The following is a 14,453-nucleotide window of genomic DNA, read 5'->3' on the forward strand; positions in this document are numbered from 1 at the left end:
TCCTACTTATGAACAGAGATACAATCAGCTAGTTTCATATTATTTTAGGGTAGTATGAAGTTTAGGTGTATCTGTATCTTTTTTCACTTTAGATTCTTTAATTAAGATATGAAATAAAGGAAGGAAGTCAACAGTGAAGAAGAAGATTCTTATCAGTGTATCAGCTATTGTCATAATATTTGTTTCTTTAACAGTCGTGAATTTTTTATCAAATGAAAAAGTAGATCAAGAAGCAATCAATAGATCTTTATCATCAAAAACTGTCAATTCTAATCAAGTTGATGAAAAGGAGCAACGTTTGAAGAAAGAGTTTGAGGAAGATATGAAACAACTTGTTGCAAGTCAGTTTGATTATTTTGATTCTATTATAAATGGTGATTTTTTCTATCAATCTAGAAACAATCAGTCCGTTGACAATTTTTCTGATGCTTGGTTAACAGAAAATGTGAAAGAAGAGCTACATGAACATGCTCTTGAAATACATCAATTACTTCCAGAGGAATTGGATGAAAATGATCCCAATTCACAAAAATTGTTGCAAGTGTTGATTGGGATTAACTTAGCAACAAGTGCTAAAGAAAGTCAAAAAAACATATATTCCATTTATAAGACACTATATGAATTAAATGTACAGCTAAATGATTATGAACTTAATGAGTTTGATTCTAATGGCAGAGAAAGATTTAATCCTGAAGATGATTGGATGACTGTATTTGGTGAACAAGAAGATCAAAGTGTTAAAACAGAAGCAGAATTAAAAGAAAAACTTTCTGATGATCCTGAAGTTTTAGGTGAAAATGAATAGTAGTTATTAAAGTAAAAGGTGGATTATTTAATATAATAGTAATATTTATAGAAAAATGAAAATGCTACAATTTAAAAAGTAGATTAAGTTTTCTAGCTTCGTAAACTTGAAATAACATGTCAAGGAGATATTCTTTTATGAAGGATGAATTAAGATATATAGGAAAGAAGATTGTAGACAATAATTTAGCGCTTGCTAAAAAGGTAGTATTCAATAAGGATTCTTCACTAAATATGCAAATTAACCGTTCTCATATGCCACTTACTGATAGAATAGAATATCGTGCTAAATTGATTGGTTATTTTGGGGAAGCATTGTATGAAGATTTAGATATGATCACAGATAAAGTGACCACTTGGGCAATAAGAGCTGCAGAGATTGCTATAAATGATCATATATCTTTAAGTAGCACGTTAAGAGGTGTTTATACATACCGCACGGTTATTTGGGATGTATTCACAGAGGAAGTAGATAAAAGAGAGTTTGCACCTATTACAATGCTAGATGTAACAAAAATTATTGATCCTTTATTAGATCTTGTTGGAAATATTATAGGTGAAGAATTTGAGAAGCATAACCACAAATTAATGCAGGTTGCTTATACTGCGCTTGAAGAATTATCAGTTCCTGTCGTACCTATCGTTGAAGGAGTATCAGTCGTTCCACTTGTCGGAGGTATAGATACTCATCGTGCTAAGTTAATTATGGATGTCACCCTTCATGAAACAGTTAAATCTCAATTAACAGATCTTATTTTTGATGTTTCAGGAGTACCGATAATTGATACGATGGTTGCAAATCAATTGTTCCAAATCGTGCAAGCTTTAAGACTAACAGGTGTTGATGTTATGGTTACGGGAATAAGACCTGAAATTGCTCAAACAATTGTAAGTCTAGGATTGGATTTTGAGGGAATTAAAACTCAAGCAAATTTGAAACAGGCATTAACAGAATTAGGTGTTCAACATATAAGGTAAATAATTAATTTAGTTGTGACATAAAAAACGTTCCTGATTAGGAGCGTTTTTTTTATGCTTTTCTTATCTTAACACTCATTAATAAATATGATACTGGGGTGAATAAAAAGGAAATTTTATACTCGTGAATAGGATGTGAATGAAAAGGAAATTATACAAGCGACGAAGAAGCTTCCGAGTTAATGCCCTGTAGCAATCAAACTTAAGTAAAAAAATTAAAGGAATTTAGCGGAATCCGACAAGAATGCAAAGATTAGATAATGATAAAGGTATTTTACATTAGAACTTAGAAAGAGGGGTCGTTGAGTACCGAGTAATGTAGTGATCAGCTTGATGTTGGTGCAAATATTTTTATGAAAAGGTCACTATTTTTGACCCTTTCCCAAATTGATAAGGTCACAAAAGTGCACCTTATTAGTCAATTTTGTTGATCGTAATAGCTAAGGTTAAGATCTATAATATGTATTAGAAAGCGTTTACAATATTGTTAGTAAGGCGGTGAGGGACAGTGAGTAAAAATTCAGGTTCAATAGAAGAAACTTCTAATGTGCACACAAAGGCTAAGAAAAGAGCAAAACGAAATAGGTTTTTATCGTATGCAGCTTTCGTTGGTCCAGCACTTTTATTCTTTATCTTAATTCAAATAATCCCTTTCTTTATGGGAGTTTATTATTCCTTTACATCATGGAACGGAGTAAGTTCTGTTGTAGAATGGGTAGGCTTAGATAATTATATTAAGATCTTTACGAATGATGAGAAATTCTTTAACTCATTCATGTTCACAACAAAATTTATGCTTGCAGCAGTGTTGATTAGTAATATTATCGGTTTCGGTCTTGCACTATTACTAAATGCAGCATTAAAAACAAAGAATATCTTACGTACAGTATTCTTTATACCAAATGTAATTGGTGGTTTATTACTAGGATTCATTTGGCAGTTCATTTTCGTAAAAGGATTCGCTTCATTAGGTAATTTAACAGGGATCGGATTTTTTAAACAACCTTGGTTAGGTGATGAAACAACAGCATTTTGGGGAATTGTTATTGTGTTTGCATGGCAAATTAGTGGTTATATGATGGTCATTTATGTAGCAGCACTTCAAGGACTTGATACATCTTTATTAGAAGCAGCTAGAATGGATGGAGCTTCAAGCTTAGATATGTTGTGGAAGATTATTGTTCCATTAATTTTACCAGCATTTACAATTTGTTTCTTCTTAACAATTTCAATGGCATTTAAGATATTTGATCTTAATATTTCACTTACTGGTGGAGGGCCGTTTAATTCAACAGAATCTGTAGCAATAAATATTTATCAAGAAGCATTCATGAATAATAGATATGGTTTAGGAACAGCAAAATCAATATTATTCTTCTTAGTTGTAGCAATATTTACAACATGTCAGGTTATGTTTACGAAGAGTAAGGAGGTCGAAGCATAATGAGAAAAGGATATACATTAAGTACCTTTGTGCTTGAGATCATTGGGATTCTGTTAGGTCTAATTTTCCTTATTCCCTTTTACTTTGTTTTCATAAATTCAGTTAAAGGATTTTCTGAAATACTCATAGATGCAGCAGCTTTACCGAAAGAAATTCTATTTAGCAATTATGCAAAAGTTTGGGAAATCATAAGTTTCCAGGATGCTTTTCTTAACTCATTAATTATTACTGTTTTCAGTATTGCAGGTATTGTTGTGATAAGTTCAATGGCTGCATGGAAAATGGTGAGAACACCTACTAAGCTTAGTAAGTTTCTATTTATCTTCTTTGTATCAGCAATGGTTATCCCATTCCAAACAGTGATGATTCCACTTATGAAGTTGGGCGGAACACTTGGAATAACAAATAGTATTCCAGGTATTATCATTATGTACTTTGGGTTTGGGGTTTCATTATCACTCTTTCTTTTCCATGGTTTTGTTAAAACAATTCCAGCAGAAATTGAGGAATCAGCTAGAGTGGATGGTTGCAGTCAGTTTGGAGTATTTTGGAGAATTGTCTTTCCGTTATTAAAACCCATCACTGTAACCGTTATTATCTTGAATACATTATGGATTTGGAATGATTACTTATTACCACTTCTTGTGTTACAGGATGCAGAGCTAAGAACCATTCCTTTAGCAACAAGTTCATTCTTTGCTCAATATACAAAGCAATGGGATATGGGGCTAGCTGCACTAGTGCTTGGTATTGCTCCAGTAATTATCTTTTTCTTATTCCTGCAAAAGCATATCATTAAAGGAATTGCTGCAGGGTCAATCAAATAGGTTTTATTTTAAAAAATTCGCTATATAATCATTTGCAGCTGAAAAAACTAGTTGCAAATGATTTATATAATAAAAAACAAAGAATCTAGGGGGTAAATTAGCAATGAAAAAATTATTACTATTGTGTGTATCAATGCTATTGGTTCTAGGTATTATTGCTGGCTGTGCAGGCAATAAAGATGAAGGAACAAAGGATGGAGATACAGGTAAAACAGGAGATTCAGATGAAGTAGTAACCTTAAATATGTTCCAATTTAAGGTAGAGATTGCTGATCAGCTTCAAGAAATGATAAAAGAATTCGAAGCTGAACATCCAAATATTAAAGTTAAGTTAGAAACTGTTGGTGGTGGAGCAGATTACGGTGCTGCATTAAAAGCAAAATTTGCATCAGGTGAAGAGCCAGACATTTTTAACAACGGTGGATTCAAAGAACTTGAGCTTTGGAAAGAGCATTTAGCAGATCTTTCAAATGAGCCATGGGCTGAACATGTTCTTCCTATCGGTAAAGTACCAACTACTGATGAAGATGGTAAATTATACGGTATGCCTGTAAACCTTGAGGGATATGGTTTTATCTATAACAAAGATTTATTTGAAAAAGCAGGTATTACAGAGGCACCAAAAACAATGACAGAATTAAAAGCTGCTGCACAAAAACTAAAAGACAATGATATTACTCCGTTCGCAGCTGGTTATGCTGAGTGGTGGGTTATTGGACAGCATTTATTAAATATTCCTTTTGCTCAACAAGATGATCCAGAAGCATTTATTGCAGGATTATATGACGGATCTTCTTCAATCGTAGATAATGAGCAATTCAAGCAATTTAAAGATGTTATTGATACTGAAATAAAGTTTGCTAATGAAAATCCAATCACAACTGATTACAACACACAAGTTACATTATTTGCTTCAGGTGAAACAGCTATGCTTCAACAAGGTAACTGGACTGAAAACATGATTTATGAAATCAATCCTGATATGAACATGGGCTTCTTACCAATTCCATTAAATGATGAAGCTGATGCAGATGTATTACCAGTTGGTGTTCCTAATAACTGGGTACTAAATCAAGGTTCTGAGAATTTAGAAGAAGCAAAAACATTCTTAAACTGGATGGTTTCTTCAGAAACAGGAAAACGTTACATTACAGAAGAATTTGCATTTATCCCAGCATTTGATAACATTGATGCTGCAGGATTAGGTGACTTAGGTCAATCAATTCTTGAGTACTCTAAAGCAGAAAAAACGATTCCTTGGACTTGGTTCAGATGGCCAGATGGAGCAAACAAAGAGTTTGCAGCTTCAATTCAAGCATATTCAGTTGGTAAAATTGACTATGACACAATGTTAAAGCAAATCCAAGCTACTTGGGAAAACATGAAATAAAGAAATAACATTTTAGAAAACAGACCAAATCAACTAATGATTTGGTCTGTTTTTATAACCTCTATAACTATAACATTACATTGAATGGAAATTTTTAAAACGACTACGCACTATATCATATGTGATTTACTTCTTAATTTTTATTTGATAAATTAGGTTGCAAGTACTTACCCTTTCTATTCAAAATAAAAAGTCTAAAAATATTTCAATTAAGAATTTCCCTACCGTTGAAAAAATTCCAGTATACTAAACTTATTAAAGGAGGTTCCATTATGAGGGTGAAGATGAGTATAAGAAATAAGTTAATAGTATTGTTACTACTTATCACAATTGTTCCATTTGGAACTTCCATTGTTGTTACATACTTATACACAAAAGAATCATTAAAAGATCAATTTGTTGAAGAAAATGTAAACCTCTTATATCAAGGAAAAGTGAACATTGAAGAATATATTGATGAATTAAAAAATCTAACATTGCCTTTTTATAATAATATTGATTTTATGAATTTCTTAAGGTATTCATATTTGAATGAAGATTATATGACAAAGGGAACAGTTAATGATGTTATCCAAACCATTTTATATTCAGAAGAGAATATAAAGAAAGTAAACATTGCCTTAGTTGATGGAAATAGAAATATATCCGTATCTAAACGTACAATCGTTTTGTATTCAACAATTCCTGACAACCTTAACAGATATTATTATCAAAAAGCCAGGAATAGTCCTTATAATATTTATATAGAACCGATGTATAGCCAAAATATAAATAACAATATGGTACTAAAAAAGCGTCCAAGAGATGTTTTTACTATTCATCGGACAATCTTAGATATCCCATCAGACCGAGTTTTGGGGTTTATTTCACTAGACTTCACACCTGATAAAATTCAAAACATCAGTAGAAAACTATATGATAATGAACGAGAAGAGTTTTTTATCCTTTCTCCTGAAGGAGAACTCATTTTTCAATCCAAGGAAATGTCCATTGAAGAAGAAGATTGGGTTTCAACTTTATTAAGTACAGAAAATCAAAGAGGAACAATCGAAATCAAATCTTATTCTTTTAATGGATTAATGATCTACGAAAAAGTCGCTGATTCTTCTGGTGGTTGGATATTAGCAAAAAGAATTCCATATATTACTGTATTTGAAAGTGCACTAGGAGTAGCAAAAATTAATATTGTCTTCGGAATTATCGGCTTAATATTGGTGGTTTTAGCAACTCTGTTCGTGTCATTTAAGATCACTTCACCTATAAGAGTTTTATTACAAAATATTAAACAAATAGAAAAAGGAAACATGAATGTTGATTTTGATTCATTAGGAAATGATGAAATAGGTGTATTGGGGGACCGATTTAAAGACATGGTCGGAAAAATTAATCTATTGATTAATAGAGAATATAAGCTGGAGATTGAGAATAAAACAAATCAATTAAAAGTATTACAATCTCAGGTTAATCCACATTTCTTATATAATGCTTTACAATCAATTGGAACATTAGCACTTAAAAATAATGTTCCACAAGTATATACACTTGTTACACATTTATCAAAAATTATGAGATATAGTATGAATATGAATGAAGATATGGTTCCATTAATGAAGGAACTTGACTATACAAAAGCCTTTTTATTGTTACAGAAAGAAAGGTTTGGAGATCAATTTGATTACACATTGAGGTTTGATGAAGACACACTATATATTCCGGTACCTAAAATGATCATACAACCAATTATTGAAAATTATTTTAAGCATGGGTTTGAAAGTGACTATGGGTCAATGGGTCAACTTACGATTATTGGGAAGAAAGAAAATGATCAGCTACTGATAACAATTAAGGATAACGGGAAAGGGATTAGTGAAGAAAGATTAAAAGAAATCAAAGAAACTTTTACATTGAATAAAAATGAAAGTGCACCTGGAGATGCTAATATTGGATTGAAAAATATCTATTTAAGATTAAAGCTCTACTATGGTGAACGTGCTAGTTTCATGTTAGAAAACAATGAAGATAGAGGAATATATGTAACCATTACACTACCATTAACAGGGGGTGAAGAATCTGAAAGCGATCATAATTGATGATGAAAAACATGTCAGAGAAGGAATTATGCTTTTAGCTAAGTGGGAACAATTTGGTATTACAGATATTTTTGAAGCAAAAGATGGGGAAGAAGCGCAATCAATAATTATGGAGCATCGTCCAGAGATTATATTTACAGATATGAACATGCCGAGGATTGATGGAATTGAGCTGTTAAAATGGATCCATCTTTCAGATCTTACGAGCAAAACGATTGTTGTGAGTGGTTATGATGATTTTCAATATATGAGAAATGCGATTGCATATGGAAGCTTTGATTATATATTAAAACCAATTGAACCAGAGATTTTAAATGAAACATTAGCGAGAGCTGTGACAGACTGGAAGAAACAAGCAACAAAAAGAGAATCCTCTATGGAAAATAACAAAACGATGAACGAAGCTAAATCAGTGTATTGGGATCATCTGTTTACAGGATTATTAGATAAGTCATTTATTTCAAATGATGTGAAGGGCAAAATTCATAAGGAATTTAAAGTGGATTTAACATTAAGACAACAATATACGATATCATTGTTTTCTTTGAAATCGATGATGTCAAAATTATTTAAAGGTGATAGAGAGTTAGCTTTCTTTACAGTTCTCAATATTTGTAACGAAATAACCCTCTTGAATCAAACTGGCGTGTGTTTTAGAAATAGTAATAAAGATGATGAAATTGTCATCCTTTTATGGAATGAAAAAGAAGTAGTTGCTATAAATGAAAAAATTAAGAAAGCGCTTCAAAATTTTTCTGAATTAACTATTATGATTGCTGTTGGAAAGACCTCTCAACAAATCGATATAACCTACCATACAGCATTACAAACAATGGTAACATACGATTTAATGAGCAAGAATCAAAATCAGTTAATTCTATACAAAGAAACAACTGCTAGTCCACTTTTTCATCTATTGGATTATATGGAGGATATTATGTGGGCGTTACAAAGTGGTAGTATAGATAAATTAGATGAAATACTTGATGGGATATTTAACAAACTAAAATCTGATTATTGTCTTTCATACGAGCAGATATTTTTATGGGAAGATCACTTTAAGATATTAAGGAAAAATTGGCTAAAGGAATATAATATAAGCAAACAACTATCCTTTTATATCGGCGGAGATTATTGGGAAAATGACGGCATGTTTTCTTTCACTAAGTTTATCAGTGAAAAGAGAAAGGAATTTCATGAATTAATCCAGATTCTCTGTGCTGCAAAATATCAAAAAGAGAAGAGTAGTATTCAAGAAATTGAAAGCTATATTAGAAAAAATTACGACAAAGATATTACTCTCCAGGAAATAGCGGATCGCTTTTATTTAAGTAGAGAATATATTTCAAGGCGCTTTAAGCAAGAGTATCATGAAACAGTCACAAACTATTTAACAGCGATTAGAATAGAGAAAGCGAAAGAATTATTGAAAAATCCACATTTGAAAGTGTATGAAATTTCCTTTAAGGTCGGCTACCAAAATGAAAAATACTTTAGTAAAGTATTTAAAAAAACGGTGGGGCTTACACCAAATGAATACAGAACATTAAGTTCAGGTGTATAAAAAAAGGCAGGGACATAGGTATTTTAACAAAATAGAAACCGAACAATGGTTTTAGGTGTAGGTACGTCGCTTCTGAAATATACTCCACCTAGCTATTACCTTTGTTCGGCATTTTTGTTAATTCACTACGTTATGTTCCAGCCTCTTTGTGTATGCTAAATATCTTTTTTACGCGGTTAGCTTAGTTAACTTAGATTTAAAGAAAGGAGATCAATGACTTACAATTTGAACTTTTTCTCCTTCTTCATCTTCATGATCGTTCGTCGTTCTTAAAGGAATTTCTTTTAAGAACAATGTTACGATGAAGGCAAGAGCAACAATACCAGCACTAACTAAGAAAACAGTTGTTAATGACGTATTTAGTGCTTCTTTAAGAGTTTGAATAAATTGCTCAAACATTGGTGACATCTCAGCTGGAAGATCGGAACGAATGGCTTCAAGCTGTTCAGTATCCATTAATACTTGTGGATTTTGTAGTTTCTCCAATGTACCTGCCATCTCTGCTGGGGGCTCAGGAACATTTGTCCCTTGGCTTTCAGCCAATTCATTCATCATTTTATTTCCCATCACAGATCCAAGTAATGCAACACCGATTGTTCCACCTATTTGTCTAAAGGTTTGCATAGCAGATGTGGCAACACCTAAGTACTTATGACTTACAGCATTTTGTACGGTAATATTAAAGACAGGCATATTCACACCAAGACCAATTCCAACTACAACTAACTGAAGAATCAATCTAGTTAAAGATGATTCCACTTCTAATGTTGAATTTAGGATAAGTCCTACAGCCATAATGATTAAACCTAGCAATGCAAAAATTTTATATTTTCCTGTTTTTGTTATTAAATTTCCGACAATGATACTTGATGTGACCATAGAGATCGTCATAACCATCTCAACTAATCCAGAAACAGTAGCTGATTCTCCTTGAACTCCTTGAACATAGAACGGTACATACATAATTGTCCCAAACATACCCATACCCATGAGCATTCCAGCAATGTTCGAAACAGAGAATACACTGTTTTTAAATAGGAAAAGTGGTAATACTGGACTTTTTACTTTAAGTTCAATAAAGATAAAGCTAATAATTGATAAAACGGTTAGAGAAAACAAGCCAATGACTGGAAAAGAGAGCCAATCGTATTTATCTCCAGCCCAAGTAAATCCTAATAATAGAGAGATGATCGCAATAGTTAATGTGATCGAACCAAGAAAATCAATAGGCTCTTTCTCTTTTGCTTTTTGAGAAGGATATAATCGTAAAATTAAAGCGAAAGCAAAGAATCCTATCGGTAGGAATACCCAGAAAATCCAATGCCAGTCAAAGTTATCAACAATATATCCTCCAAGAGTAGGACCAAATAAACTAGATAATCCAAATACTGCCCCTAGCAAGCCCTGCCATCTACCACGCTCACGTGGAGTAAATAAATCTCCCACCGTCGTGAAGGCACAGGACATGATCATCCCACCTCCAAAGCCTTGAAGACCACGATACAAAATTAACTGGATGATATCATTAGATGTTCCACTTAAAAATGCACCAAGCATAAATACCCCAATACCAATGAGGATAAAGATTTTTCTGCCATATATATCAGATAATTTACCAACTAACATCGCAGTGATTGTAGATGTTAGCATGTAGACGGTGAAGACCCAATCAAAGTATTCCATGCCACCAATTGTAGAAACAATTTTAGGTAATGCTGTTCCGACAATTGTCATGTTAACCGCTGCGAAGAACATCGCAGACATGATCGCGATCATGATCAGGATTTTTTGTTTATGTTCTAAATGGTTCATTTTTTAGCCTCCTAATATAAGTAACCGAAGCTTATCGGTAGTTGATGCTAATTGATCTTCTTTCTTAAAATAATGTAAAAGAGCTTCGATAAGAAATACTCTTCGATGTGGGGACTTTAACTCTTCTTTTAACATGGCCAAAGAGTGGGCTAATTTTTCACGATGTGTTTTATTATCTAATGTGAGTATATATTTTTCTATACTTCTAAGATGATCATGGATCATATCAGGTGAATGTTTGGAACTACCCATATTAAAATCAGATAGTAACATTTCTTTCGTGAATAAGGGTGTAGGTTTTTTAGTTAATAAATCCCCAGTGATGGTGTCTATGCGATCTACCAGATAAGTAGCAATTTCTTCGATATTTTTCACATTCAGATGTTTATATTCACTGGCTTGTGAGATATATTCTTTTACGATCCCTTGAAGGGTGATCGTAATATCCCAGATATAAGGTTTAATTTCTTCTCCATAAGCTTGAATAAGCATATTTGTTTGCCATAACAGAATACGAGTTTTTAATCTTTTCATGATATTTTTTTGCTTGTTCGTTTCTGTTAAGGGAATCTCTTTTAATTGCATCAAAATAAAATCTCTTCGTTCAACGAAGTCTTCTATCTGGATACAAAGTTGTTTAATGAAAAGCTCTTTCGGTGATAACGAAGGATCAAAAGAATATGTAGCAACTTTTTCAAACATTGTGTTTTGATGGTATTCAAATACTTCAATAAATAATTCTTCTTTTGAAGAAAAAAACTTATATAAAGAAGCTTTAGACATGGAGCATTGTTCAGCGATTTCCTGTACAGAAGTTGAATGATAGCCCTTTTCTGCAAAGAAAATAGTGGCTTTTTCAATGATAAGCCTTTTTTTTGTATCCAAAAAGATCGTCACATCCTTACGAGTAAAACTCATTAGTTACGTTGGGAACTGACTAGTAACACAAACGCTATTTTAGTTTATACGATGAGATTAGTCAATAAAGTTGCACCTGAAATTTCATGAAAAAGAGGTTAGGACATAAGGAGGTTTAGCTGAGGGCTAAATCACCATTAGGATGTCAGCTTACAAAGAAACAATCGTTAAATAGATCTAAATATGTAAGGTAAGTGTACTTTTTCATATACAAGTTTAATCACATAGTAAGACTAATGAATAAGATAGAGTATAGACAGATAAAGGGGGCAAATTTTATGAAGGAAAAGGAAATAGTAGAAAGCCTCAAGGACTTAGAGCTTACGGTAAGGGAGTTAGAATATCAGCTTGAAAACTTTGAAGATATTCATGAAAATCATTTAGAAGATAATGATGTGAGAGCACTTGTTGATAAAATTTTAACAGAAAAAGAATATGTAACAAAAAAAGAAATGGATAAAAATATCTACGAATCTCAATTGCAATTAACAAAATGGATTGTTGGAACAGGAATCAGTGTAACAACGCTTGTCGTAGGGATACTGCGGTTTTTCTAATGTAGAGGCAAAGAGCTAATTAAGGAAGTCATACAAAGACGAATAAATCTAAATTCAATTAAGTTGAAAGAAACAAGTTCGTTCCATTGTGCTGCAGACACTCCATTCTCCGGGGAGGAAGCTAAGCCTCCTCGGCAAGCCTGCGGGGTCTCAGCCTTTCCTCAATTCCCGTAGGTGCCCTAGTGTCTTCCGCTCCATTCCACTAGTTCTTAAAATTAGTTACAAAATCAAAAAATCTATTGATGACAACAAATAAAAACCCGAAATATTAGGCGAATAATTATTGAAATATCTCCTAATATTTCGGGTTTGTCACTAGCTTAAATACTTAAGTCATAGCCTCATTTTATCAGTTTTTATCGTTTAATAATATCCACGGTTAAAAGGGCCATCATCTAATGCTGCTCCACCAAGTAATCCTGCACCTAAACCTAATAATCCTGTTGTAAGTGGGCTAACTCCACCAAAGCCATATTCACCATAACCTGGGGAACCGTACCCCGGTCCATATCCGCCACCAAATCCAGTTCCTGGGTAGCCATAACCTCCGCCGTAACCAGCACCTGGATAACCATAGCCACCACCATAACCACTTCCAGGAAAGCCTCCGTATCCGCCGCCATAACCTGCGCCAGGATAACCGTATCCACCACTACCATAACCAGCACCTGGATAACCTCCAAATCCACCGCCAAAACCGTATGGTCTTCTCATTGATCTATCTATCATAGGTATCCATCCTCCCAAATGTTAATGTTACTCTGTACTATATGTGTTTACCTATAAAAATGGGAATGAGTTTTTGGAGAATGGGCTTTTGCCTGTAAAGCAGGGTTTAATTAATATGTATTTTCCTTTCATTTCTGTATTTAGTTTCTACCAATCAAATTTCACTTCAATTAAATGACAGATGTGCGTTTTCTTCAAAAGATATGTAGGATCAACTTGCAGTTTAAATAATAATATTTAGAAAACAACAAATATTCTTATTTATTTTATAATAAAATGTATGAAACCTATTGATTATCCCAAAGAAGAAGAATATACTAAGAAAGTACGTTTTTTGAGGTAAGTCGACAATAAACGACAAAATTCTATTTTTTTTCTTGCTTCTTTGTTAAAGCCTTGTTATAATCAAATACATATCCTAGGCGGGTGTAGTTTAGTGGTAAAACCTCAGCCTTCCAAGCTGATGATGAGGGTTCGATTCCCTTCACCCGCTCCATACATATGGTTACAACGCAGTGTTTCGTTTCTTAGATAAACGAGGCATTGCGTTTTTTAATGTATCTTTTCTTATTTACTGCTTTGTTTAAACTCTATAATTAATTAGATCTGCTAAAAAGCAAATGATAGTCATTGATGATCAAAGCTTTTTTAACTAATTACCTTGTATGTTGCATCTCCTCCATGGATTTGAGTGAACATTTTTGATAAAGTTTGTAATAATTGATTAGCATCATTGTTATGCAGGGAAGGCTGAAAATAAATGAGATGTATCGCATTTACTGTGCTTGAAGTGACGGCTGAACGCTTAGAATCTACAAAAGGACTACCAAAAGGTCCTTGTTGATCTTGCGAAAGGATTTTATTAGTTAAAACGATATCTCGCTCATTAAGTGCCACATATGTGTCACTGCTTGTCCCAATTTTTATTGAAATATTTTCACCTACTAAATGGTCATAATCATAAATCCCTAATGGTATCTGATATTGAAGCGATAAAAAATTATTCATATCTACCGCAGAATTGACATTAGTAAGAAAGTGTTGTTTTTGTACACGACGATATAGTGCTTCATTTGATGGACGATAACGATTAGGATCTGTTCCTACTAACTTAAACAATTTCCTCCATTCATTTATTGCTGGTATTTCAGTTACTTTTTTATCTAGATAGTCAAAATATAGTGATTCTTGGAATAATTGAAGTCTTCCTTTAAGCATTTGCGGTGAGTCAGATACATGAATATTTTCATAAGTGACAACACCTATCTTAAAATCAGGACATAATTCCTTAAGTGTATGATCAATCATAATTTCCATTATTTAAACCTCCACAACTGTAG

The 14,453-nt window shown here is 32.9% G+C and carries 12 protein-coding genes and 1 tRNA gene; 9 read left to right on the plus strand and 4 right to left on the minus strand.

Going from position 1 to position 14,453, the window contains the following annotated elements; translation table 11 throughout:
• Positions 1 to 133 precede the first annotated feature (133 nt).
• The 7 genes from LC076_RS20175 to LC076_RS20205 all read left to right on the plus strand — a co-directional run bounded on the left by LC076_RS20175 (position 134) and on the right by LC076_RS20205 (position 9,097).
• Positions 134 to 805: a hypothetical protein gene (locus tag LC076_RS20175; RefSeq protein WP_226670888.1), complete on the plus strand. Its 672-nt coding sequence runs from the start codon at positions 134 to 136 to the stop codon at positions 803 to 805.
• 137 nt (positions 806 to 942) lie between these two features.
• Positions 943 to 1,782 (plus strand): STAS domain-containing protein, encoded by an 840-nt coding sequence (locus LC076_RS20180; RefSeq protein ID WP_226670889.1) that lies wholly within the window; start codon positions 943 to 945, stop codon positions 1,780 to 1,782.
• Between the two features lie 547 nt (positions 1,783 to 2,329).
• Positions 2,330 to 3,226, plus strand: coding sequence for a carbohydrate ABC transporter permease (locus LC076_RS20185; RefSeq protein ID WP_226670953.1), 897 nt, complete (start codon positions 2,330 to 2,332; stop codon positions 3,224 to 3,226).
• Positions 3,226 to 4,053 (plus strand): carbohydrate ABC transporter permease, encoded by an 828-nt coding sequence (locus LC076_RS20190; protein WP_226670890.1) that lies wholly within the window; start codon positions 3,226 to 3,228, stop codon positions 4,051 to 4,053. The genes LC076_RS20185 and LC076_RS20190 overlap by 1 nt, the downstream gene beginning before the upstream one ends.
• Before the next feature lie 103 nt (positions 4,054 to 4,156).
• Positions 4,157 to 5,443: an ABC transporter substrate-binding protein gene (locus LC076_RS20195; protein ID WP_226670891.1), complete on the plus strand. Its 1,287-nt coding sequence runs from the start codon at positions 4,157 to 4,159 to the stop codon at positions 5,441 to 5,443.
• 272 nt (positions 5,444 to 5,715) lie between these two features.
• The gene (locus LC076_RS20200) at positions 5,716 to 7,533 is read left to right on the plus strand and encodes a sensor histidine kinase (RefSeq protein ID WP_226670892.1); all 1,818 of its coding nucleotides are present in this window, start codon (positions 5,716 to 5,718) and stop codon (positions 7,531 to 7,533) included.
• Complete coding sequence (locus tag LC076_RS20205) at positions 7,505 to 9,097, plus strand: response regulator transcription factor (protein ID WP_226670893.1); 1,593 nt, start codon at positions 7,505 to 7,507, stop codon at positions 9,095 to 9,097. The genes LC076_RS20200 and LC076_RS20205 overlap by 29 nt, the downstream gene beginning before the upstream one ends.
• 210 nt (positions 9,098 to 9,307) lie before the next feature.
• Here the strand turns inward: LC076_RS20205 and LC076_RS20210 are convergent, their stop codons facing one another.
• Complete coding sequence (locus LC076_RS20210) at positions 9,308 to 10,909, minus strand: MDR family MFS transporter (protein ID WP_226670894.1); 1,602 nt, start codon at positions 10,907 to 10,909, stop codon at positions 9,308 to 9,310.
• A 3-nt stretch (positions 10,910 to 10,912) separates the two neighbouring features.
• Positions 10,913 to 11,794, minus strand: a complete 882-nt coding sequence (locus tag LC076_RS20215; RefSeq protein WP_226670895.1) for a TetR/AcrR family transcriptional regulator — start codon at positions 11,792 to 11,794, stop codon at positions 10,913 to 10,915.
• Between the two features lie 311 nt (positions 11,795 to 12,105).
• Here LC076_RS20215 and LC076_RS20220 point away from each other — a divergent pair, with 311 nt between their 5' ends.
• Positions 12,106 to 12,384, plus strand: coding sequence for a hypothetical protein (locus tag LC076_RS20220; RefSeq protein WP_226670896.1), 279 nt, complete (start codon positions 12,106 to 12,108; stop codon positions 12,382 to 12,384).
• A 363-nt stretch (positions 12,385 to 12,747) separates the two neighbouring features.
• On the opposite strand, the gene LC076_RS20225 is transcribed toward LC076_RS20220, so the two are convergent.
• Positions 12,748 to 13,113, minus strand: coding sequence for a hypothetical protein (locus LC076_RS20225; RefSeq protein WP_226670897.1), 366 nt, complete (start codon positions 13,111 to 13,113; stop codon positions 12,748 to 12,750).
• Between the two features lie 422 nt (positions 13,114 to 13,535).
• On the opposite strand from LC076_RS20225, the gene LC076_RS20230 reads away from it, so the two are divergent.
• Positions 13,536 to 13,609: transfer RNA gene (locus LC076_RS20230), tRNA-Gly, on the plus strand.
• Positions 13,610 to 13,761: 152 nt separating this feature from the next.
• Here the strand turns inward: LC076_RS20230 and LC076_RS20235 are convergent.
• A complete protein-coding gene (locus LC076_RS20235; RefSeq protein WP_226670898.1) occupies positions 13,762 to 14,430 on the minus strand; it encodes a B3/4 domain-containing protein in 669 nt (222 codons plus the stop codon).
• Positions 14,431 to 14,453 lie beyond the last annotated feature (23 nt).

The sequence above is a fragment of the Metabacillus litoralis genome (genome assembly GCF_020524045.1).
In the GTDB taxonomy this organism is placed as follows: domain Bacteria; phylum Bacillota; class Bacilli; order Bacillales; family Bacillaceae; genus Metabacillus; species Metabacillus litoralis_C.